The organism is Methylosinus trichosporium OB3b (assembly GCF_002752655.1).
GTDB lineage: Bacteria > Pseudomonadota > Alphaproteobacteria > Rhizobiales > Beijerinckiaceae > Methylosinus > Methylosinus trichosporium.
The window spans coordinates 64,218-87,429 of the sequence record NZ_CP023739.1 but is presented as its reverse complement, the minus strand read 5'-3'; the positions used below and the strand labels follow the sequence as shown (position 1 = coordinate 87,429).

General features: G+C 63.2%; 17 protein-coding genes and 1 pseudogene. 9 read left to right on the top strand and 9 right to left on the bottom strand.

Translation table 11 applies throughout. From position 1 onward, the window contains the following. Positions 1–44 precede the first annotated feature (44 nt). The 3 genes from CQW49_RS22830 to CQW49_RS22815 all read right to left on the bottom strand — a co-directional run bounded on the left by CQW49_RS22830 (position 45) and on the right by CQW49_RS22815 (position 6,094). The gene (locus CQW49_RS22830) at positions 45–1,490 is read right to left on the bottom strand and encodes an argonaute/piwi family protein (protein ID WP_099832012.1); all 1,446 of its coding nucleotides are present in this window, start codon (positions 1,488–1,490) and stop codon (positions 45–47) included. Then, positions 1,487–2,821, bottom strand: coding sequence for a DUF4365 domain-containing protein (locus CQW49_RS22825; protein ID WP_099832011.1), 1,335 nt, complete (start codon positions 2,819–2,821; stop codon positions 1,487–1,489). The genes CQW49_RS22830 and CQW49_RS22825 overlap by 4 nt, the downstream gene beginning before the upstream one ends. Positions 2,822–3,136: 315 nt before the next feature. Further along, entirely contained in the window at positions 3,137–6,094 is a 2,958-nt protein-coding gene (locus CQW49_RS22815; RefSeq protein ID WP_099832009.1) for a TrlF family AAA-like ATPase, read from the bottom strand. A gap of 370 nt (positions 6,095–6,464) precedes the next feature. On the opposite strand from CQW49_RS22815, the gene CQW49_RS22810 reads away from it, so the two are divergent. From CQW49_RS22810 to CQW49_RS22800, 3 genes and pseudogenes are all read left to right on the top strand, one after another. Then, on the top strand, positions 6,465–7,658 hold the full coding sequence (locus tag CQW49_RS22810) for a DUF932 domain-containing protein (protein WP_099832008.1): 1,194 nt from the start codon (positions 6,465–6,467) through the stop codon (positions 7,656–7,658). 143 nt (positions 7,659–7,801) lie between these two features. Further along, positions 7,802–9,940, top strand: a complete 2,139-nt coding sequence (locus CQW49_RS22805) for a ParB/RepB/Spo0J family partition protein (RefSeq protein ID WP_099832007.1) — start codon at positions 7,802–7,804, stop codon at positions 9,938–9,940. A 190-nt stretch (positions 9,941–10,130) separates the two neighbouring features. Next, positions 10,131–13,490: pseudogene (locus CQW49_RS22800) on the top strand (strawberry notch-like NTP hydrolase domain-containing protein); the annotation flags it as partial. Here CQW49_RS22800 and CQW49_RS22795 read toward each other — a convergent pair. The 4 genes from CQW49_RS22795 to CQW49_RS22785 form a co-directional block, all read right to left on the bottom strand. Then, positions 13,483–14,349: a CRISPR-associated endonuclease Cas3'' gene (locus tag CQW49_RS22795; protein WP_099832006.1), complete on the bottom strand. Its 867-nt coding sequence runs from the start codon at positions 14,347–14,349 to the stop codon at positions 13,483–13,485. The pseudogene CQW49_RS22800 and the gene CQW49_RS22795 overlap by 8 nt on opposite strands. A gap of 83 nt (positions 14,350–14,432) precedes the next feature. After that, positions 14,433–14,762, bottom strand: a complete 330-nt coding sequence (locus CQW49_RS25865) for a hypothetical protein (protein ID WP_244593447.1) — start codon at positions 14,760–14,762, stop codon at positions 14,433–14,435. After that, positions 14,753–15,370: a helix-hairpin-helix domain-containing protein gene (locus CQW49_RS25860; RefSeq protein WP_283472122.1), complete on the bottom strand. Its 618-nt coding sequence runs from the start codon at positions 15,368–15,370 to the stop codon at positions 14,753–14,755. The genes CQW49_RS25865 and CQW49_RS25860 overlap by 10 nt, the downstream gene beginning before the upstream one ends. Continuing rightward, on the bottom strand, positions 15,360–15,716 hold the full coding sequence (locus CQW49_RS22785) for a WGR domain-containing protein (protein ID WP_244593445.1): 357 nt from the start codon (positions 15,714–15,716) through the stop codon (positions 15,360–15,362). Before CQW49_RS22785 ends, CQW49_RS25860 begins: the two co-directional genes overlap by 11 nt. Before the next feature lie 255 nt (positions 15,717–15,971). Here CQW49_RS22785 and CQW49_RS22780 point away from each other — a divergent pair, with 255 nt between their 5' ends. From CQW49_RS22780 to CQW49_RS22765, 4 genes are all read left to right on the top strand, one after another. After that, entirely contained in the window at positions 15,972–16,916 is a 945-nt protein-coding gene (locus tag CQW49_RS22780; RefSeq protein WP_198586458.1) for a DUF3991 and toprim domain-containing protein, read from the top strand. After that, positions 16,913–17,842, top strand: coding sequence for a hypothetical protein (locus tag CQW49_RS25855; RefSeq protein WP_244593444.1), 930 nt, complete (start codon positions 16,913–16,915; stop codon positions 17,840–17,842). Before CQW49_RS22780 ends, CQW49_RS25855 begins: the two co-directional genes overlap by 4 nt. After that, positions 17,826–19,937, top strand: coding sequence for an ATP-dependent helicase (locus CQW49_RS22770; RefSeq protein ID WP_244593443.1), 2,112 nt, complete (start codon positions 17,826–17,828; stop codon positions 19,935–19,937). Before CQW49_RS25855 ends, CQW49_RS22770 begins: the two co-directional genes overlap by 17 nt. Positions 19,938–20,188: 251 nt before the next feature. Continuing rightward, on the top strand, positions 20,189–20,812 hold the full coding sequence (locus tag CQW49_RS22765; protein WP_099832004.1) for a hypothetical protein: 624 nt from the start codon (positions 20,189–20,191) through the stop codon (positions 20,810–20,812). A gap of 29 nt (positions 20,813–20,841) precedes the next feature. On the opposite strand, the gene CQW49_RS26230 is transcribed toward CQW49_RS22765, so the two are convergent. After that, positions 20,842–21,189 carry a helix-turn-helix domain-containing protein gene (locus CQW49_RS26230; protein ID WP_338065228.1) on the bottom strand — a complete coding sequence of 116 codons (348 nt, stop codon included), beginning with the start codon at positions 21,187–21,189 and terminating at the stop codon, positions 20,842–20,844. Positions 21,190–21,325: 136 nt separating this feature from the next. Between CQW49_RS26230 and CQW49_RS22755 the strand changes: the two genes are divergently transcribed. Continuing rightward, positions 21,326–21,532: a hypothetical protein gene (locus tag CQW49_RS22755; protein WP_244593442.1), complete on the top strand. Its 207-nt coding sequence runs from the start codon at positions 21,326–21,328 to the stop codon at positions 21,530–21,532. A gap of 441 nt (positions 21,533–21,973) precedes the next feature. Here the strand turns inward: CQW49_RS22755 and CQW49_RS22745 are convergent, their stop codons facing one another. Beyond that, the gene (locus CQW49_RS22745; protein ID WP_099832002.1) at positions 21,974–22,282 is read right to left on the bottom strand and encodes a hypothetical protein; all 309 of its coding nucleotides are present in this window, start codon (positions 22,280–22,282) and stop codon (positions 21,974–21,976) included. 147 nt (positions 22,283–22,429) lie between these two features. Here CQW49_RS22745 and CQW49_RS24870 point away from each other — a divergent pair, with 147 nt between their 5' ends. Further along, the gene (locus CQW49_RS24870) at positions 22,430–22,951 is read left to right on the top strand and encodes a hypothetical protein (RefSeq protein ID WP_157926120.1); all 522 of its coding nucleotides are present in this window, start codon (positions 22,430–22,432) and stop codon (positions 22,949–22,951) included. Positions 22,952–23,212: the final 261 nt, after the last annotated feature.

Below are 23,212 nucleotides of genomic sequence, written 5' to 3'. Positions count from 1 at the left end.
ATTCTGCATGACGATCAGCATCCGCAAACCAATCCGGATTTCTTCTACGTGTAACGACGGAAATCGGATGAAACCGCCGTCCCAAATTCGACGTGCTTGAGAATGCGTCCGACCTCGCGCGCCGCCTTGATCGGCGCCGGAAGCTTCTGATCGAATTGCGTCGTGTTCCAGTTCACCTTCGTCAGCGCGAGCACGTCTTTCGCTAGCGTGAGGATTTTGCTGTCGGAATTCTCATGGGGCACAAGCAACAAAGGGCGCGGCACGCGCAGGCCGGGGAATGTCCCGTAGAACGGAACGCTGCCGCGCGTGTACAGCAGGCCCTTGCCGCCCAGATCGACGAACGTGCCACGTAGAACAGGATAATTGCCCTCCCGGAAGATGGCGATCGGGGAACTCTCCTGCACCCATACGAGGTCGGACATCTCGATTCCGGACTTTCCAAGAGCGGCGTCAATGCCTTCCGCCTCTTCGGGACGGAAGCGCGAGGTCTTCAGCACCACCAGCCGCGCAGGCACATGGCGGTGATGCGCTTTATACGCCGCGATGGACTGCACCACGAGTTCTTCCGCGTCTTTGGCGGTTAGATATGGATGACGCCCCCTTGTCTCCGTCTGCGCGCGCGCCCCGCGCAGAATGAGACCGCGACCACGCTCGTCGAACATCTGGGCGGTGCTGGTCCAGAGTTGCTGACCGTCGAGGTCACGATAGAACCCGATGCCCAGGAAACTTGTGCGGTATTCTGCCTGTTCGGGCAGCAAACGCCAGGGCACTTTGCCCGCCTTGTAGAAGAGTGCGTTGAGAAGATTCCACGCGCGCGTCGCCTTCACCTGCGTTTGGCGGTTGCTGTCACGTTTGACCTTGCGAGGAATTTTCGCGGCATCGTCCCACGTATCGGGCCAGACGATCTGTGTCGGGACCGGTAGATGAAGCGTCTTCGCCTTGAGCAGATCACGGAAGTTGAGCATGTCGCCGCCATGATCGTCGTCGGCGTCTTCCTCTTCGTTCCTGGCGTTCACGAGCTTTTCGATGAGCGGAATGGGCAGTGCCAGAACAATTACGTCAGGCTTCGCGCTGCCTTCGACCAGAGCCGAAAGCTGCGCCGTGACCAGTTCGACGGCCTGACGGACAGCTTCGTCGTGCCGGCCTATGCTGGTGATTTCATTGACCTGGCGCCGGGAAATAGTAGTAGTAGCCCCATCGGGCACTTCGAACTTGCAGCGGAACGGGTTCTGATTGCCCAGCCCCGGAAAATCCGGGTTGAGGTTGATGAGCTGCTTGTTTCCGCTTTCGATGCCGCGTCCGGTTTCTTCGAGAAATTCCGCGAACCCCGCGACGGTGTCGTCTGTGCCGATGACGCCGACACGGATAATATCTCCCGAACGCGGTTGCAGCGGCCCATGCTCGCGCAAGCCCTGCCGTGGATCACAATGCTGTCCGCCGTCTCCAAATTCGAGCATCGGCTCATCAAAGACATTCGCCTTGAAAATCATCCGATGCCTCCTTCCTCGAAGAGGTCCCGCGCTTCCATCTCCTTGGCCCGCGGATCAGTCCGGTTCCACGAGGACTCCGGCACCGCCTGAGACAACCGGATTCCAGGTAGCCGCTCGAATCGCAACAATGGCGCAGGCTTGTCCGTATCGAACAGACCAACCTCGTGTTTGCCGCTCTCGACCAGTAGGTGCTGCCACATCATCACTTGGCCGCGCACGGCAGCATTGCGTTCCAGACGCTTCTTGCCTGCCAAAAGCGCCTCTGGATAACGGTGCGGCTGAAAACCGTCCGTAGTGAAATAAAAATCTGGATCAACCACTATGAACCATTCATCAGCAAGGCACTCGAAGCGCAGCCGCGCTGCGTGATGTCGAACGTAGCCACGGCCTTCCTTCTTCCTGCTCGCGTAGACGCTAACGACCTTGGCTGAGGTTTCAATGACATTGGACATGTAACGGTAGCTACGTGATTTTCCGACACCGATTGCCTTGAAGTGGAACGTCCTGTCTTTACGGAGAAATGCAAGCTGCGTGACTGTTTGTCTCTCGACGGTACGTCGTAATAAATCCATTATGTCGGTTATGTCGTCGCGTTCGTCACTGAATGCAATGAGCTTGGTATCAACCGCTTCGACCTGATCAAGATCGACTATCGCCCGGGTTCCATAATCCCTTGGGTCGAAAAAAGAGACGAAACGTCGTTTGCGGATTACCCAGTCGAATCTGACGTTTTCGTGTTTGACCAGCTCAGGCACAGCGTCGCGCCCGCTGCCGAATGGCGACGTTGAAATGAAGATTTCATCCGGCAACTTGACGCGCAGCAGGTTGATGATGGCGTCCTCGCCCTGATTGAGTGGGGGAAGGAAAACGCCCGGCGTGCGACGATCAACGGTGAGCGCGCCAAGACGATCAGCACAGCGTGAGTCGAAGACGTCAGCCTCTTTATCGAACCTCAGGCGGCGTTCCTCGCCCCTGACGCAATCGCTAACGTCCTTCCAATACGCTGTTTCATCGGACTTCCGCCAAAGAACGATGATGACGGGGATATTGGAAGTGTGCCAGTAATTCAGATCAGCCGGCTTGAGAAGATATTCGAAGCTCTTGTCGTTCTCGCGGACATATTGGCCGCCGTCAGTGGATTTGACCTGGACACCGAGCAACTTGCCGAGCGGCGTGCCGCTCTTTGAATCTCGCAGTTCGATGATGCCGTCCGTGCCGGCTTCAAGGCGCCCACGCTGTTCGTATAGAAAGCCGATTTCGAGAACGATCTTTTTGGTCGCGGTCTCGCCCAACTCGCCAAGAACCTGGTTATCGGTGATTCTTTTCGACATGCCCTTACCATACGGCGTTTAGAGGACATTCTGAACTTCTGAAATGGACCCGCGTAGCGGGACCGCTTGAGCCAGCTTGCTAGTTGGAAATCCAGACCGCTTCCGATCCCATTATCACGTTGCATCGTCCATACCGTCGCGCCAAAGCGCCATCGGCGTCCGCATCTTCAGCAGCTTCCTGCGGCGACCGCCGCCATCAATCTCCAATACGGCCTGACGGCACATCGCGCGGAGCAAATAAAGACACCGGAGACCGACGATGGCAGGACGACTTGATCTCTGCCTTGCGGTGCGGATTCTCCATCTTCTTCCGCCCTACCGCTGCAAGCGTACGCGCAGACGCCGCGCCCTCTCCTTGAACGCGCGTTCACCACCCTCAAGGATTTCGCAGACGGCGCGGCGGATCTTCGGATCTTCAAGCCCGCCGGAGGTGTAGGTGATCGGAGGCAGCTCGCCGGCCGCGTGCGTGCCAACGCTCGCCACGATGATCTGGTCGGCGTCGGTATTGATCACCAGGTTGGCGTTGTGAGTGACCATGATCACCTGGCGTTTGTTCTTCGCCCTGAGAAACAGCCCGACCAGCTCGTCGAAGATCGACTTCGGGTCGAGATTCTCCTCAGGCTGGTCGATGATGAGCGGCCGGTCGTCCGCATCGTCTAGCGCCAAGTAGAGCAGAAGCAGGACGATACCGCGTGTCCCCGGCGAGAGCTTACGGATATCAACATTATCGTAATCCACGCTGTAGCGGATGGCGACGTGATCGGTGCTGTAGAGCCATTGGGCGAAACGCTTCAGCCAGGCGCGGTACTCGGCCTGGTCGGCCTTGGAGACGCGCGCGTGCTCGATCAGGTCGGACGCGTAACTCTGGCGGAACGCTTTCATCGCCGCCGACACTGCGTCGGGATCACCGGTTTCCCAGGTGTCCTTCAGGTCCTGCGCCGCGATCTGTTGGAGAGTGCCCTTGCCCTTGAAGGGGCCTTGGCGGCGGAGATCCAGCAGCTCCTCCTCGCCGCGCTTCGCCCAGGCCGCAACGTCAGCGGTCCGGGTGACCGAGAAGGCCAGCTTGCCGAGCGTTCCGCCGGCGTCGCCGAGGCGGGATTTGATCGGAAGATAGAGGTCGTTGAGGACTCCCTCTTCCGCGACAATGGCTTCGAAGACGCGACGGTATATCGACTCGCGGTCCGTCTGCAGGGTGTCAGCGCGGGCGCGCGCCCCCTCGGCGTCGGCGAGCTTCTCCTTCAGCCGTTCGAGAAGCGCGGTCTCGTCCGTAATCTTCTTGGACAAGGCGGCAAACTTCAAAGACGTCGCCTTGTCGACGCTGACCAACCGCTCAAGCCGACAGATTTCCGCCTCCAGCACCGACAGCGGCTGGTGGTGCAGTTCCGCGTCTTCGGCCAGATAGGGCGACTCGAGATCGGACTTCGGCGCCGGCGCTCGGCCCTTCAAGGAGGCGCTCGAGCTCTGCGCTTTCTTCAGCCGCTCCGAGAGGACCTCGTCAACCGGGCCGGTGTAGTCCATTCGAAACGGTTCCCAATCGTCCCCACGGATTCCCGCGGCAGCGTGTTTTTCCGCCGTCTCACGCAGGTCCTCCGGTACCCTGTTGGTGCGGACGTCCTTCACCTCGTCTTGAAGGCTCAGCAGCTCCTGCGCCTGGAGGTTGAAATGGCGGACATTGCCGCGGACCTTTTCAGCGGCCTCTGTGAGGGCTTGCAGACGGGTGATGCGGACCTCACTGCCCTTGGAGACGAGCTTCGCCCGGTCGCCCTCGCACTGGACGATGAGGCGGGTCTTGTCGGCGATCTGCGCCTTGTAGGTCTCGACGAGCTTGATCTTTTCCAGCTCCACGCCGATTCGTTCCGACACCGTAGTGAGGGCCGTCTCCTCGCGGGCGCGCGCCTGGCGATGCCGGGTGGCGTGCAAGTCGAGAAGGTCGTCGAAGTTCACCGCGCCGTCTCGATCGGACACGCCGTGGGAGTCAAACACCACGCGCTCGATCTCCTTCAACAGCGCGTCGGTCATTCCGGTCGACGAACAGAGTTCGTCGACGAACTGCTGCGACAGGTATCGGGCGCGCGGTGAGCGATCGAACCATCCGTCATCGTCGATCAGCCGCCGCCGCTCAGGATCGCCCTCGCCCCAGCCGATCGTGACCGAGGTGTCGACGAGGAACTCGCTGGCGCGTTGCAGGAAGGATTGCGTGTTGGGCGTCTCGGGAAGGGCGTCGCATCCCGCAGCGATGATGTCGGCGAGAGCCGTCTTCCCCGACCCTCGCGCCCCGATGATGGCGACGAGCCCCGGATTGAGCGCCAGGCGGGGCGTGGCCGCCCAGGCCGCGCCTTCGATCGCAACATTGGCAATCACCTGCGACGGCAGCGCGGACACCGGAGGAGTCGGACCGACAAACGCGCGACCGGCCGGGTCGATGCAGGCCTGCCGCAGGGCGTCGAACGTCGGGTCCCCCTTGACCCAGCTGAAGCGGTCTCTGTCGGGTGCGCCGCTGCGACTCGGATCGTGACCGTCGCTACCGTGCAGGCAGGGCTTCGGCCCTCCGTACAGGTCCCAGAGCTGGTCGACGCTTGCAGATCGTTCGCCCAGCCAGAACTCCCGCTGCGCGGGGCTCGACGCGAAAACCGCGTGGGCGAAGCGAAGGACCTCCTGCCGCGTTATGGCGTCCGATCCGTCACGCAGGCCGCCGGCGCCATCATCGCCGCCGGCGACGACGATCTTCGTGTTCTCGCGCGCCCACGCCGTCTTGCGGTAGATCTCCCGGAACTGGTCGAATGAGACCTTGAACTGCTCGGAACCAAGCGCCAGGGCGGCTCGATTTCCGAAGGTAGCGCCCGCCGCGTGGCCAAGGCGGATCAACTCCTCCGGAGTGCAGGCGAAAGTGTCTTCATAGGCGTCGAAGGTCAACCGGGCGAGAAAGCGCCTCGCCTCTGCAACGTGGTCGCTCCGCTCTGGGCTCACCAGCAGATGCACGTTGACCCAATTGCCTTTGACGGTGCCGTAGGCAAGGCGCATCTCGATATTGGGGAAGATGAGGCCGCACTTCGGAAGGCGGCCCTGCACCTTTGATTCCACGAGGCGTTCGTATGTGTCGAGGTTGTAATAGTCGGTTACCCCGATCGCCTCGATGGTCGGGGTGCGGGATTCCAGGAGGGCGAGGTTGGCTTCCCAAGCATCGTGCCCCGTGTACTGGTCGTTGAGCACCGTCCCTGGGAAGTGAACGTGCGGATCCCAGCGCCGCCAAACTGATCCTGCATTCAACGACATTGCCGCTCCACAATCCGTTCGCAATCATAGACGCAGCGGGGGCAAGTTTGGAAGTGGCCCCGGGGTGCCTCGTTGCTGGCGCGGCCGCCCGTCGGGCGCGACCGCCAGCTCTTGCCTCCGCTGGGCGTTCCTTGGCCCTTGGCGGTGCCAGACCCGGCTAGGCTCCTGTGGTGATCGCGGCTCCGACGAACCCGGGGCCGTGAGCAATAGGCTGCTCGCTGGGGTGAGCGGGCGAAATTTCGGCGTATACGAATGAACGATGTTGGGCGGGGGGCAGGTGCAAGAGAGTTAGAGTGAGGACCGGATTTTCTGCGACGAGTTGAGCGCCGAGAGAGAGTCTTTCGGCCACCTTGTCACGGAGATTGGTTCCATGAACATCCAAGTTCTCGACGCCCGCCGTGAATTCACCAACGGCTACAAAGTCGACGTATCGCGCGGCGAGCGTATTGGCTGCGTTTCTTCCGAGTGGTTTTCTCGTCCCGCTGACGAGCGATTTCTCTCGTTGAGCGAGCTGGCGCGCGCCGTGCGCGGCCGCGCAGATCGAAGCCGCACCCGTGTCGTCGAAACCGCGCAAATTCATGTCGAAGCGGATCGCGCGAATGCCGAGCGCCTGTCTCTGATCCTTCCGGGCGCCGAGGCGCCCGTGGCTCCGACGCATTGGAGTTTCGGGCAGCTCGCGAGCCATGTCGGCGCGCCGGCTTCCTATCTGCGCCAGCTCCCGGCAGCGATCGCCGGCATCAATCTCCAATATGGACTGACGTCGCACCGCGCCGAGCAGATCAAGACGCTGGAGACGGACGACGGTCGCGTCGAGCTGCGAGCCGTGACCGGCCCCGATTATGGGCGAATATTCGATCACGAGCTCGTCGAAGCCGTGCAACGCATCGCCGGCAATGGCACGGGCGACACGCGCTGGAAGGTTCCGGGCGTCCTCGATTGGTCGACAGGCGTTTACAATCCGCGCGTGGACATCACGAAAGACACGACGACGCTCTATGCCTCCGATCGCGATGTCTTCCTCTTCCTCGTCGACGATTTGAATCCCATCGAGGCGGGCCGCCTCCCGGACGGCTCGCCAGATCTCTATTTCCGCGGGTTCTATTGCTGGAACTCGGAGGTCGGAGCGAAGACGCTCGGAATCGCGAGCTTCTATCTTCGAGCCGTGTGTCAGAATCGCAATCTCTGGGGCGTCGAAAATTTCGAGGAGATCACCATCCGCCACAGCAAATACGCCGCGTCTCGCTTCGCGCATGAGGCGGCTCCCGCGCTGTTGAATTTCGCGAACTCGTCGCCGACGCCCTTCGTCAACGGCATTAAGGCTGCGCGCGAACGTATCGTGGCAAAGACCGACGAAGATCGCAACGAGTTTTTGCGCCGGCGCGGATTCTCGAAGGCGGAGACGAGCAAAATCATCGACGCTGTGTTGGCGGAGGAGGGGCGTCCGCCGGAGAGCATTTTCGATTTCGTGCAGGGCATCACTGCCGTCGCGCGTGACAAGCCGCATCAGGACGTTCGCCTCGATATGGAGGCGAAGGCGAAAAAGCTGCTTGAGCGCGCGGCCTGAGTCCGAAGAACCGCGACGCGGTTGTCCCGTCGTCTGCGATCATGGCGCCGCCCGCTCCTTAAAGGGAGAGGGCGGCGATTCGCTCATTGACGAGCAAAAGGTCGAGAGAGAGGCTCTCGGCGGCTTGTCGCGGAGCAACGACCATGGCCAAGGCCACTCAGAAAATCACCCTCTCCTCCTCACGCGATATTCCGTTCGACAAGCTCGTCTTGTCCCAGGCGAATGTTCGCCGCGTGCAGGCCGGCGTGTCGATCGAAGAACTCGCCGTGTCTATCGCCCGGCGCGGACTGATCCAGAGCCTCCACGTTCGCCCGATCCTCGACGCTGACGGCGCCGAAACGGGGAAATTCGAGGTTCCCGCGGGCGGTCGCCGATATCGCGCCCTCGAATTGTTGGTCAAGCAGAAGCGCCTCGCGAAAAATGCTCTCGTCCCCTGTGTCGTCGGAGACGCCGCGAGCGACATTTTGATCGACGAAGTGTCGCTCGCGGAAAACATCGAGCGTGCGCCTCTTCATCCGCTCGACCAATTTCGTGGTTTCAAAGCTATGATCGACAAAGGCATGACCGAAGAAGCGGTCGCGGCCGCCTTCTTGGTCGACGTCCACGTCGTAAAGCAGCGCCTTCGCCTTGTGTCGGTCTCGCCTACGTTGCTTGACGTCTACGCCGCGGAAGAGATGACGCTCGAGCAGCTTATGGCGTTCACGGTTGCGGACGATCACGCGCGTCAGGAACAGGTGTGGAATGCTCTCCGCAACGGCTATCAGAAAGAGCCTTACAATATCCGCCGCGCGCTCACCCAAACCACCGTGAGCGCCACTGACAAACGCGCCTTCTTCGTCGGCGTGGCGGCCTATGAGGCCGCAGGTGGCGTTATTCTCCGAGACCTCTTCGAGGATGATCGAGGCGGATGGTTCCAGGATGTCGCCCTCCTCGATCGTCTCGTTGCGGAAAAGCTCAGGAACGTCGCTGACGACATCGCGGGGGAGGGCTGGAAATGGGTCCAAGCCGCCGTCCATCTTCCCTACGGGTTGACGAACGGCTTGCGCAGGCTGCCCGGAACTGCTGCCTTGACCGAAGACGAACGCGCGACGCGTGAGGAGCTTCGGGAAGAGAGCGACAGGCTCGTCGAGCAATATGAGCAGGCTGACGACATCCCCGACGAAGTCAACAACCGCCTCGAGGAAATCGACGCGGCGCTTGAGGCTTTCGAGGACCGCCCCGTTCGGTATGAGCCTGATGACATTGCTCGCGCTGGCGTCTTCGTGAGCCTCGGCGGCAACGGCTTGCCGAAAGTCGACCGCGGCTATGTTCGTCCCGAAGATGAGCCTTCGACCGAAGCCGAGGTCGGCAGCATCACGGAGACTGCGGAATCGCAGACCTCAGAACCGAAGGCGCCCCTCGTCCAGCGCGCCCTCATCACAATCGGGGGCCAAGCGGCGCAGCCCGAGGAGGAGCCGGAGGAAGACGGCATCAAGCCGTTGCCCGATCGCCTGGTCGCGGAGCTGACCGCCCACCGCACGCTCGCTCTGCGAGATGCGGTCGCGAATAATCCTCACGTCGCGATGACCGCTCTCCTCCATAAGCTGGTCTCGGATGCGTTCGAACACCGATCCGCAACCGGGGCTCTGGAGGCGCATGTTCGCCAGGTCATGTTCCCTGCGCAGTCCGAGGATCTGAACGATTGCCAATCCGCGAAGTCCGTCGCCGATCGGCATGAGCGTTGGGGCGACCATATCCCCGCCGACGACGAAGCTCTGTGGAACTGGCTCACCGAGCTCGAAGATGACAGACGTATGGAGCTTCTCGCCCATTGTGTCAGCTATGGCGTCAATGCGCTCCATGAGCGCCCGAATCCATACCGTGGCTCGGGCGTCAGCGATCACGCGCTGAAGGTTCGCCTTTCTCAGGCCGATCGACTGGCTCGAGCGACCGGCCTGGACATGGCGCAGGCGGGCTGGCGTCCGACCGTCGGCAACTATTTCGGGCGCGTCACCAAGGCGCGTATCGTCGAAGCCGTGCGCGAGGGGGCCGGCGAGCGTGCCGCGGAACTCATCGGCCATATGAAGAAAGGCGAAATGGCCAAAGAGGCTGAACGCCTTCTCGAGGACATCAATTGGCTGCCCGAGCCGCTGCGCCTCGCCGACGGCGAGGACGTTTTCGAAGCCGCGGATCGGGAGGGCGGAGAAGAGGCTCTGCCCGCCTTCCTCGCCGGCGACGACGACGATGAAGACGGCGCGGCCGACACCGAAGAAGACCAAGAACGGCCGATGGCCGCCGAATAGGCGATTCCGAAGAGGGCGGCGCAAGTCGCCCTTCACATCTCGATCGAAGGCGCCCTGCCGTGAGGCCGGGCGCTTTTTTTTGTGTCCCGTGGAGAGAGGGAGAGGGCCGTCTGCGCGAATGAGTTCGGCGGTTTCGAGAGAGAGCGTCCGCCGGGCTTACCGATTGTCCGCTCTCTATGAGGCCGATTCAATGAATTTTCTCGCGCCCGTCCTTTCGACCCAGCAACACTCCTTCGATCCTGCACCCAGTGACGGCGCCGCCGCCATCCTCTCCGCTGCGCATCTTCTCGTTCCCAGTCTCGAACGCGGCGAAAAGATCGACGCCGGCGTCCTGCGCGACGTTATGGAAAACGCGTTTGGCGCATCGGATGGTTCCGGCGCATGGAGCTGGAAAGCCGCCTATGAGGCCTGTGAGGTCGCGACCGTCCTGTTCCTGGGCAAATATGGCAAGGCGCTGTTCCGCAAAGCACCAACTGCGGCCGCCCGCCTTTCCGCGCTGACGAAAATATCCCTGTTGCTGCCGACCCATACGCGCCGCTCCGAGGAGAGCCAAGCGCTTCAGCAATTCTCGACGCCCGTTCCGCTCGGCCTGGCGGCCTTCACGGCCGCCGCGATCGCACCGTCCGACCGCGTGCTGGAGCCGTCCGCCGGAACAGGGCTCCTCGCGATCCTAGCGGGGACGGCGACCAGCTCCCTCATATTCAACGAGCTCGCCGAGACACGCGCGAAATTGCTCGCCGCGCTCTTTCCGGCGATTTCCGTCACGCGTTTCGACGCCGCGCAGATCGACGATCACCTCGGCGCCGAGACGATACCGTCCGTGGTCCTCATGAATCCACCGTTCTCGGCGATGGCCCATGTGGCGGGCCGCGTCCAGGACGCCGGCTTTCGCCACATCGCCTCGGCGCTCCACCGCCTGGCGCCGGGCGGTCGCCTCGTCGCGATCACCGGCGCCAATGTCGGCCCGGACATTCCCGATTGGCGTGATTCATTCGTTCGATTGCAGGAGCGCGGGCGCGTCGTGTTCACCGCCTCTATCGCAGGCGCGGTTTATGCCAAGCACGGCACGACCTTTCCGACCCGGCTCACAGTCATCGAAAAGAACCCGGCCGACGATCCGACGCTGTTCCCCGCGTCGCCCGGCCTCGCGCCGAACGTCGCAACGCTCCTCGAGTGGATCGAGGGCAGCGTTCCGCCGCGCTTCCCCCTCGCCTTGCCCAATACCTCCGCGCCGATCGCCGCCGTGGCGCCGACGCGGGTGCGGAATCCTATCGCTCGCACGAGCCCGGCTCGTTCAGCGCCTGCGCCGATCGCGGACCCGACCGGCGTTCCGCTCGCCTATGAGACAATCGACTCGACCCCGCCGGAAAGCACACGTCTGACCGAGGCGATCTACGAAGAATATGGATTACAGTCGATCCGCATTCCCGGCGCGCAGCCGCACCCGACCAAGCTCGTCCAGTCCGCGGCGATGGCGAGCGTCGCGCCGCCGAAGCCGTTCTATCGACCTATGCTGCCGGCGAATAGCCTTCAACGCCTTTCCGACGCGCAGCTCGAAACCGTCATCTACGCCGGCGAGGCGCACAGTGATTATCTCGCCGGATCATGGACGGTCGACACGACCTTCGACGTCGTCCAGGCGGTAGCCGAGGGCGTCGAAAACGCCGTTCGCTTCCGGCGCGGCTTTATGCTCGGCGACGGCACGGGCGCCGGCAAGGGCCGCCAATCGGCCGGGATCATCCTCGATAATTGGATGCAGGGCCGGCGCAAGGCGCTTTGGATCAGCAAATCCGACAAGCTGATCGAAGACGCGCAACGCGATTGGTCCGCGCTCGGCATGGAGCGATTGCTCGTGACGCCGCTTTCGCGATTTGCGCAGGGCAAGACCATCACGCTGCGCGAAGGCGTGCTCTTTGCAACCTACGCCACGCTGCGCACGGATGACAAGGGCCAGAAGATGTCCCGCGTCCGCCAGATCGTCGAATGGCTCGGCGTGGATTTCGATGGCGTCATCATTTTCGACGAAAGTCACGCCATGCAGAACGCCGGCGGCGGGAAAAGCGAGCGCGGCGACGTCGCTCCCTCGCAGCAGGGCCGCGCAGGCCTTCGTCTGCAACATGCTCTCCCCAACGCCCGCGTCGTCTACGTCTCCGCCACAGGCGCGACGACCGTCCACAATCTCGCCTACGCCCAGCGGCTCGGCCTTTGGGGGGGCGACGATTTTCCTTTCTCCACCCGCGCCGAGTTCGTCGAGGCCATCGAGGACGGGGGCGTCGCAGCGATGGAAGTGCTCGCTCGCGATCTGCGTTCCCTCGGGCTCTACACTGCCCGATCGCTCTCCTACGACGGCGTAGAATACGAGCTCGTCGAGCACCGCCTCACCGAGGAGCAGCGCAGCATCTACGACGCCTACGCCGGCGCGTTCTCGATCATCCACCGCAATCTCGACGCTGCGATGGAGGCCGCCAATATCACCGGCTCCAGCGGAACGCTGAACCGCCAGGCGAAGGCCGCCGCGCGTTCCGCGTTCGAGAGCGCCAAGCAGCGGTTCTTCGGTCATTTGCTCACGAGCATGAAAACGCCGACGTTGATCCGCTCGATCGAGCGCGATCTCGGGGACGGCCACGCTGCCGTTGTGCAGATCGTTTCCACCGGCGAAGCGCTCATGGAGCGCCGTCTCGCGGAAATCCCCACCGACGAGTGGAAGGACGTTCGCGTCGATATCACGCCACGCGAATATGTACTTGATTATTTGGCTCATTCCTTCCCGGTTCAGCTCTATGAGCCCTTCACCGACGCCGAAGGAAACCTATCATCGCGCCCAGTCTATTGCGACGGACAGCCGGTCGAAAGCCGCGAAGCCCTCGCGCGCCGCAACGATTTGATCGAACGGCTCGCGTCGCTCCCGCCGGTTCCCGGCGCTCTGGACCAGATCGTTCAGCGCTTCGGCTCCGAAATGGTCGCAGAGGTAACGGGCCGTTCACGGCGCATTGTGCGAAAGGGCGATCGTCTCGCCGTCGAGAACCGCGCCCCTTCGGCCAATCTTGCCGAAACCGCCGCCTTCATGGACGATCAAAAGCGCATTCTCGTCTTCTCCGACGCCGGCGGAACCGGGCGCAGCTATCATGCCGAACTCTCGGCGAAGAACCAGCGCCTGCGCGTTCACTATTTGCTCGAACCCGGCTGGAAGGCCGACGCCGCCATTCAGGGGCTCGGGCGCACCAATCGCACGAACCAGGCGCAGCCGCCGCTCTTTCGGCCCATCGCCACAGATGTAAAGGCAGAAAAGCGCTTCCTTTCCACAATCGCCCGCCGGCTCGACACGCTCGGCGCGATCACTCGCGGACAGCGCCAGACCGGGGGGCAGGGCCTTTTCCGTCCCGAGGATAATCTCGAAAGCGTCTATGCGCGCGATGCGCTGCGCCAGCTCTATCTTCTCATCGTGCGCGGAAAAATCGACGGCTGCTCTTTGCAATGCTTCGAGGACGCCACCGGACTGGCGCTGACCGATGACAATGGGATCAAGGACGACTTGCCGCCGATCACAACGACGCCGTCTGGTCGATGATCGATGTGAAGGGAATGGCGTAGACGATCCGCTCGAAACCGTGGCGCTTGGCGTGCTCGAGCGCGAAAGCGAGCGACGCCAGCGTCTTGCCGCCGCCGGTCGGCACGGTCAGCGTGAACAGCCCGCGTTCCGCCGCCGCTCGTTCCCGCGCATGGACGAGAATGTCCTCCCGAATAGCGTTCACGCTCGTGAGCTTCGCGCCGGCGCGCAATTTCGTCATATGCGCGTCGAAGCGCGCGAGCAATTCATCGACGATCGAAGGAAGCGCTTTCCACTCTCGTGATGTCTGGTCGCCCTTGTAGAAGGATTCGGTGTCACGAAAATCCGCGTCGACGAGGCAGGAGAAAATCATGCGCCCGAAAAAAGCGTGCTGATAGGCCCTCCGGTCGAGACGAGAAGGCCTCGCCAGATATTCGGGCATGAGGCCCTCGGCGACGGGATCGATTTCCTCCCGCCAGACGGGGTCGAGCGCCGGCGACTTACCCTTTCTTCGTTCATCCAGCGAGGCGGCTCCGAAGCTGTCCGGCAGGCCCGCATGATGCCCTGCGATGGCGTGCGCGAGGATTTCCGCGATCAGCCTGTCGTGCGCGCTCCGAGCGAGGCGAAAGACTTCCCTCGCTCCCGCCGACGCATGATCGACGCTCCGTCCGCCCTCGAGCCGTCTTTGAAACTCGACGGTATATTTTCCGAGATCATGCAGCACGCCGGCGAGCGCAGCGGCGTTTTCCGCGCCGAATTTTCCCGCGCGCTTCGCGGAAAGCTCGGCGACCGACCGCAAATGCACTGACAGTGGCTGCCAGCGAGATTTATCCGTGTCTTCGAGCGAATGCGCGTACCACATTGTCATGTAGGGAAAAGAGGACGATAGCGCCGACTTGTAGCACGCCCGCGCAAGCGGGCACGATAAATGTACATGGCAACTCCCTATAACGAGTCGATCCGCGGCCAGGGCGGCGCGCCCGCGGCCAAGGCTCGCAGTCGCTCGGCGACGCGCGCTCCGGCGTGTGAAGCCCGCGCAGGAAGATGCAGGGCACGCCGCCCGATCGTGTCGCCGATGACTTCCTCGCCTTTGAGCTCGTGATCGAGCGCCGTCCGCACGATTGCCTTGTCGACGTCGAGCAGCTTGACCACCGTTCTGAGCAGGCTCTCGACTGGAAGCCCGCAGTGACCGTCGTCGGTCGCCTCCTGCAGAGCGAAGGACACGCGGGCGCGCACGCGTTTGGGCGCTTTGCCGACGCCAACCTTCATCGCCATGGCGTCGGCCGCGCGAAAGCCGATCCCGCGAATGTCGCGGGCGAGCCGATAGGGGGGCTTTGGTCATGATCTGGATGGCGTCGAACCCATAGGTCTTGAAGATACGCACCGCTCGCGAAGGTCCGACGCCATGCGCGTGCAGAAAAATGTCGCGCACGGCCTTCTGCTCGGCTCCCATTGGCGCGGAACTCCCCGATCCCGGAGACCACCTTCAGCTTTTCCGGGGTCGCTTCGATGGTTTCGAAGGTTGCCACGCCGAATGCGGCGACAATTCTCGCGGCGAGCTTGGGACCAATGCCCTGGACCATGCCGGAGCCGAGATATTTTTCGATGCCCGCCGCGGTCGGCGTTGGCGTTGTCGTCAGAAAATCCGCTTTGAATTGAGGCCCATGGGCGCGGTCGTTGATCCAGACGCCGACGGCGTGAATATATTCGCCCGCGGAAATCGACGCGGCGTGGCCGACGACCGGCACGAGATCGCGCTTGCCGCGGGCTTTGACCTTCAGGACCGCGAACCCATTCTCCTCATTGTGGAACGTCACGCGCTCCACCGAGCCGACGAGCGTTTCCCGCGAGGCGCCGCTTTGCGACGGCTGCTCACTCTTCATGGCGTGGCTCTGGCGCTTCCGAGGGCTTATGGCCTCTCGATAATCTGACCGTCGCCAAGAGAGGCTGCGCCGCGGGCGAGGCGTCGACGACGCGATATTCGACCCCGCAGCGCCGAACCGCGCCCTTCCGGCGACGCAGCCCGTCGCGCACATAGGCGCGCGCCTCGTCCTCCGATCCGAATTCGCGCGCGAATGTTCGGCCCCGGCACCCGATCCGGCCGAAGGAGACGCTCACGATCCAGGCTCCGAACAGATCGCGCCCGGCCTCGACGCGCCAGGAACGATGGCGGTTCGCCTCCGGATTTCGGCCCTGCAACGCAATCGCGATCTCGTCCATCGCCGCCATGCCGGCCCTCCGCGCCGCCGCTTCGCATTCGCGTACGAGTGAATCACGAATGGGAATCCGGAGCAAAGGAAGAGGGCAGACATGGCTACCGCTAGCGCCGTCCGCGCCGACAAGGGTGCGTCGCCGAGGCTCCCGCGCGTTCCGCGCGCCCTTGCAGCGCGGCCGTCTCGCGGTCGGCCGATGGTGTTTTGGGAAAGGAGCAAGGGGAAATCACGCCTGTCCGCTCCGCCCGACCCGAGAAAGGGACGGAACGCCATGAGCCATGACCTGGAAATCGAACAGCTGCGGGCGAAGACCCATTGCGCGGCGTTTCTCGAGCGCTCGACGCCGCCCTGGCGGCTCGACCGCCGAGAGAGCACGAAGAATTGCCTCAAATACCGACGCGGACAGGGAGAAATCCTCATCGTCAATCACGAGGGCAAGGGCTGGTGGGACCCTCAGAGCGATGCGAAGGGCGATATATTCGGTCTGGTCCAGCGCCTCGAGCCGTCGCTCAATTTCGGCGAGGTGCGCAAGACGCTGCGTTGCTTCGTCGGCGTCACACCGCGCTTTCCTGCCTTCGAGCGCTCCCAGGTCGGAGCGGCGTCAGCGCTCGGGCTCTCGAAGCGCTGGGAACGACGCCGCCGGCTGCAGCCGGGCTCGACCGTCTGGCGTTATCTCGCCGGCGAGCGCGCGCTGCCGCGACGCGTTCTCGAACGTGCGTGCGCCGCCGATGCGGTGAGAGAAGGCCCCTACGGCAGTGCCTGGTTCCCGCATCGCGACGACCACGGCGCCGTGACCCATATCGAAATCCGCGGCCCCGATTTCAAAGGATCGGTCAAAGGCGGCGACAAGGTTCTGTTCCGCCTTCCCGGCGGTTCCGCGCCGCCGATGCGCCTCGTGCTCGCGGAGGCGCCGATCGATGCGCTGAGCGCCGCCGCATTCGACAATGTCCGCGACGATACGCTCTACGCCGCGACCGGCGGCGGCATGGGGCCGAAGACGATCGAAGCGATCGAGACGATCGCCGCCCTCCTCGCGAGAACCCCAGGAGCCGTCTTCTGCAGCGCCGCCGACGCCGATCGCGCCGGCGATCGCTACGCCGCGCGCCATCGGGAGATCGCCGCCGCCGCCGGCGTCGTTTTCGAACGGCTGAGACCGCCGGTCGAAGACGACGACTGGAACGACATGCTCCGACAAAGAGAGGAAGCCGCAAAATGAGACCACAACGTGCCTGGATGCTGCTCAAATCGGGCGGTCGGCTCGACCTGCTCGATCCGAAGCCGGACGCCTGGACCGACGAGGATCTGGCGATCGGCCTGTCGCGCACCTATCGCTGGGGCGGATATTCCGCCTGGGACCTGCCGCTCAGCGTCGCCCAGCATAGCCTCGCCGTTCTGGCCTTGCGCGAGCGCGAAGGAAAGCTCACGCCGCGGGAATCGCTGCGAGAGCTTCTTCACGACGCTACAGAGGGGTTGGCCGGCGGCATAGATCCCATCTTGCCGTTGAAACCGCATCTCGGCGAGGGTTTTGCGCGGCTCGACCGGCGTCTGCAGGGCGCCGTCGATCGACGCTATGGCCTGCCGCCTTGGACCGACGAGAGCTACGCTCTCCATAAACGCGCCGATCGTCAGGCCGCTGCGAACGAAGCCTATCATGTCGTCGGCTGGAGCCGCGGAGATATCAGATCGAGCCTGCAGATCACGCTCGATCCGCTCGACCACGATCCCCTGGCGCCGCCGGCCGGCATGAGGCCTTGGGAGCCTTGGCCGCCGAACCTTGCGAAAAGCCTTTTTCTCGAGCGGCTCGGTGAGCTCGGCGACGCGTTCGATGTCACCGAGACCCTCGCCGAAATCGCCATCGACCACACGCTCGCGCAGCTTGCCGAGGCCTTCTCCCAATTGCCCGAGGCGACGCGACGCCCCTGCCGACACATCCCGAGCGGCGAACGGGACCTCGACACGCTCGTCCGGGTCGAAGCCGACGACGGCTCGCAATGCGTCGAGGGCGTCGTCGTCGACGGCGAGCGCGACGAGAGTGGCGCCTTCTACTTCGATGACCACTTCGTCGTCTTCTCCACTGACGACACAGAACGTGGAGAACTCATCCGCTGCAATGGAGCGAACTGCCATGTCGAGATACTCTGACGTCGACCCGCTCGCCGGCATGGAAGAGTGGGACCGCTTCGAGCCCTGCTTCGACGAGCCGTCGGAGCCGCAACCGCTTGCGGACGCTTTCGAGACAGTGGCTCGCACACTGACCTCCGAGCAGGCGCGCGCGGCGGCTCACACGGGGCCGATCCTCGTCCTCGCCGGAGCCGGCACCGGAAAGACCTCAACGCTAACGGCGGCGGTCGTGCACCGCATCGCCGTCGACCGCATTCCGGCGTCGCGCATTCTCGCCGTCACCTTCACCAACAAGGCCGCGGCCGAGATGGCCTCTCGCATCCGAGCGGCGCTCGACGGCCACGCGGCTCCGTCCTGCCTCGGCACCTATCACGGGCTCGCCGCGCGCCAGCTCCGCGACGCGCCGGAGATTGCGGAACTCCGGCCAGATTTCGATATTGTCGACACCGACGACAGCCGCCGCTTTGTCAAGCGCGTCATGAAAGCGCAAGGCCTCGGCGAGGAGGGCGGCGACGCCAATGCACGCGACCCGTTGAAGATTATGTGCAACCGCATTTCCAAATTCAAAGACAATCTGATCACGCCGGAGGGCGCCGCCGCCTGGGTGGAAGCCAAAATCGCGAAAGGCGATCACTCCCGCGCGCCCCTCGATGTCCATGGCCTGCGTGCCGCGGTTCGCGTCTACGCTGATTATCAGCGCGCCCTGCGTGAGGCCAACGCCGCCGATTTCGGAGACCTGCTGCTCTGGCCGACGCTCGCCATGCGCAACAACGAGGGCTATCGCTCCCGCTGGTCCGCGCGTTTCGACTGGCTGGCCGCCGACGAATATCAGGACGTCAATTTCGCCCAATACAGCTGGCTGAAGTCTTTTGCGGTCCTACACGGACGCGTCTTCTGCGTCGGCGACGACGATCAGGCGATCTACGGCTGGCGCGGCTCGGACACAGCCTATATTCGCCGCTTCCACCAAGATTTCCCGAGCGCCGTCCAAATTCGTCTCGAAGAAAATTTTCGTTCGACCGGACACATACTCGCCGCCGCCAATGCGGTCATCGCGCGCGACATGAAGCGTCTCGGCAAGACGCTCTACACGAAAAAGGAGCTGGGCGAGAGGATCGAGATCCTCGCCTATCGCGACGCTCAGGCCGAGGCCGCCGGCGTCACCGTGGAGATACTCGCCCGCAACGCCGAGGGAGCCGGCTGGCAGGACATCGCCATCCTCTATCGCAGCTCCTTCCTCTCGCGCGGCTTCGAAGAGGCGCTGATGCGCGCCCGCATTCCGCATGTGATCGTCGGTGACGTCGGCTTCTATCAGCGCGCCGAGATCAAGGACGCGCTCGCGTTTCTGCGCCTCGCCGCGACGCCGGACGACCGCCAATCGGATGAGGCGTTCCGCCGGGTGATCAATGAGCCGCGCCGCGGCTTCGGCGCCAAGGCCATGGAGGCGGTGGAGTCCGAGGCGTCGTGCCGAGGCGTCTCGCTGCTGCGCGCGCTCGACACCGCCGCGTTGCCGGCGAGATGCCGTGCCGCCGGACTTTTGTTCGCGGAGCAGGTCCGCCGCATCGGCGAAGATCGCTCGCATACGCTCGCCGACCAGATCTCGCTGCTGCTCGACGCGAGCGGCTATCGCGCCATGCTGCGAGACAGCAAGGCGGAAACCTCGGAGGATCGGCTCGAAAACCTGCAGGAGCTCATCGCGCTCGCCGGCGAGTTCCACACGGCGCGCGAGCTTCTCGACCATGCCGCGCTGGCCACGAGTCGCCCCGGCGAGGATGAAACCGACCGCGTGCGTCTGATGACGCTTCACAAGGCGAAGGGTCTCGAGTTCCCGCATGTCTTCCTGCCCGCCTGGGAGTCCGGAGTGTTCCCCTCCGACTACGGCGACGCCGATGAAGAGCGCCGGCTCGCCTATGTCGCGCTGACGCGCGGAATGCGGCGCGTCAGCATTTCCTATTGCGGCTTCCGACGCGGCTTCGGGACGCCGTCTCTCTTCATCGACGACATTCCCGACGCGCATTGCGTCAGAGGACGCCTCCGCGGAACCGAGCATCGGCGCGACGCCGCACGCGCGCCGGTCGATGGGCGATGGCTCCCGAATCATTTGCGCAGGCGCTGAGAGGAGGCCGCAAGAAGCGACAAGAAAGCGAACTTGGTCGACAACGCCGGCGCCGTCTGCGCGCCCGGCGCGGCAGCGCGACCGCTCTGCAGCGCAACGCTCTGGACGCCTGCGTTTCCAATATGCGTTGCTACAATGTTCTAGCCGGCTTACCTCTTCCCGGCTGCAATTTCACGAGCAGCGGCCGAACGGGATGGTGAGAACATCCCGCCCGGCCTGACCACAACCCACGCTTCGTAGGAGCCTGGATCATGGCTGATTCTGAAGATAGCACGACTCCGACCGCCGTTAGCTGGCGCGCCATTTTGCGAGGAACCGGAACCCTGCCGTCCGGGAAGAGGACAGAAGGGACGCCATCCGACCCCGCGCTGCAGCTCTGGCGGAACTGGCAAGCCAATCACACTCTGGTCGTCGCGCTGACGCGACAGTGGCAGCGCATCGAGAAGAAGCTCATTCACTCGGTCGGCATCCCCGAGGTCACGATCCGCATTTCCGGCGAGGAGGAGCCGAAAATCGCTCAATCTGTCGACGAGATCGAGGAACTGGTCGCCAATGAGCCGGGCATCGAGAAAGAAGCGCTGATCGCGGCGTTCGACGAGCAGCAAAAGCGATGGGACGAGGCGGCGGCGACGCTCGGCTTTGGCGCCGTCGACGCCGAACTTCGAGCTGCTCTCGGCAAGGAGCGCGATTTTGTGGCGTCGGTCCCGAAGACGAAAGCCGCCAGCCTGCCGGGCGTCGCAGCCAAGCTCGCCATCGTCATTCAGCTCGGCGAGCCGAGTCCGACAGATGCGGAGTTTCCCTGGCCGCAACTGCGCTCGGCGCTCGCAGACATCGCCCGGCTGGCGTCGCCGGAAGCGACTATCTCGCCAATGTGATGCTCGTGCTCGGGTCCATGGTCACTCGGCTATGGACTCGGCTTCTTTCGAATGTGCCGTGTTTGCGCCGGCCCCACACTTTTGCGAGCCGGCTTTGCGCCTTTCATGGGCTGCCCCTTCGTGCCGGCGACTTCAGCCGATGCCGCGGATGACGATTTCGCCTCCGCAGTTTCGCTCGCGGGCCTCAGAAGCTCGAGCGCCGGAATTCCGAGAGCGTCGGCGAGGCGGCCGACGACATCGACCGTCGCCGAATAGACGCAGCGTTCGATCGAGCTGATATAGGTGCGGTCGAGCTCGGCTCGATGGCCGAGCTCCTCCTGCGACAGGCGTTGCGCCCGTCGATATTTCCTCAGATTGCGCGCCAGCGTCTCTCGCATTTCCATGACGAGAACCAGCCAGCTTGAAGAGTATTTATCTACGGAGTATACTCTGCAAATGGTAGCGTCCGGTTCGAGGAAGGGAAGCGCCGGCGCGACGGAGGGGGAGAGTCCGTAAACGACCGAGAGTCCGAATATGCGTGAGAAGCATCTGGGTCACGCCGTCTCTTTGGCGATGATTTTGTCGAGCACGCGCGAGCAGTTCGCTCGCGCGCTGCGTGATGCTGCGCTGGCGAGCATCAGAGCGAGATCGAGAGGCGCGGGTTTCGACCAGCCGATCATCTCCCGCGATTTCCTGGAATCGCATGTCGACGATGCTCTCTATCTGATCGACAGAGATTGACTCGACTCGCTCGAGAGCAATGTCCGCTTTGCGGTCGACGAAATGATACGAGAGGCGTTGGAGAACGTGAGAATGCGGCGCACCGATAATTAGTCGATCGCGTTCTCGGTGCGCCGGCTACGCCGTGCGCGTTGCGCCTGCCCTCCGTTAAGAGCCGAGGATTCCTGACCAGCAGCGCGGTTGACGTTGATCACATTTCAAGGATTCTACCTGGGAGCATTGTCGTGGAAAGACGAATAACTCTCACTGACATAGACCGCCCTGGAGAGGCGCTCGAAGTCGACATCATCGCCGCCGACGAGACGTCGTTGACGCTGGCGGTGCCGAACACATCCGTGCAATTTCGATTATTCCGCCACAGCCGCCAATCTCCCTATCACGGATCGTTGGGCGGCCGGAGCTACTGCTTTGTTCCCCTTGCTGTCGAGGCCAGGAAGACCGTCACGAAAGGGAGCAAATAGAGCGTCGAGCGAAATTCACTTCGCGCGACAGATCCGGCAACCCCACACCTGCATGCGCGCGGCTGAACGTGGCCGCTTCATGGAAGAAGAAGCGTGGGAAATACCGAGCGCGCGCGATCGGCGATGTCACCGCGCCGAAGAATCCCGGCGAAACTATGCGCGCGCGTTTTGCCGCGATCGACGGCGTGGAGTTGGAGCTTCCCTCGGGCCCGATGCGCGAACCGCCATCGTTCTCCGGAGCGACGCGGTTATCCTGCTCGACACCTTCGGCCCACGCGTTCGGCCGCATCGATTACCTGCAGGGTCGCCGGCGCGCCCGCTCTGCCCGAGATCCGGGCCTCATCAAGAAAGACGGCTGCCTGACCTGCCGTCACTGCGGTTGGTCGAAATGTTCTGGCTGAGGTCTCATCACCGGCCTCGTATGAGGAGGCGTTTTATGAACGACTTGACCCTACGGCCGTCCTCGATCCTCGCCGACCGCGACGGCCAAATCATGCCTGCGCCTCGCAACTCACACCGGTCGCGTCACGATCGCCCCGAACTAATAGAAATTCTTCCAGCCGTCCCCGATCGAGCGCTCAACGCCCATCTTCGGGTTCGACATCCACACGATTGGTACGTCGAGGAGAGCTGGGTCGATCATCGCTTCTTCGAAGAGGAGGGCTTCCAAGGTTCGATCTACGATCCCGCCTGCGGGCTCGGACGCATCGTCGAAGCTGCGCGAGCCGCAGGCTACAATGACGTCTGGGGCGAGGATCTGGTTTCTCGATCCATGTTCTGTGATCGTGCCGTCGACTTCCTATCCGAGGAAGCCGGAAGGCCGGCGCCGGACAACATCTGTTGCAATCCACCATTTCGAAAGTCGCGGGAGTTCGTCACTCGCGCGCGCGAGATCGCGCGACGCAAGGTCGCTATGATCCTGCCCGTCTCCTGGATGTCCGGCGACCGCCGCTCCTGATGGCTGCAGAGAACATTTCCGCGGCGCGTGCTGATCATCACGCCGCGCCCTTCCATGCCCCCGGGACCAGTCATTCTCGCGGGCCTGAAAGCGCGCGGAGGACGAACGGATTTCGCGTGGTATATTTGGGAGAGGGACTATGTCGGTGAACCATCCTTCGGATGGCTGAGGCGAAGGCCATGATCGACCCCGGTGGAAGGAAATGACACTCTCTCACCGCACACGCTGCGACGATCCGCGTCGTCCAGCAGCTCCTGCGAA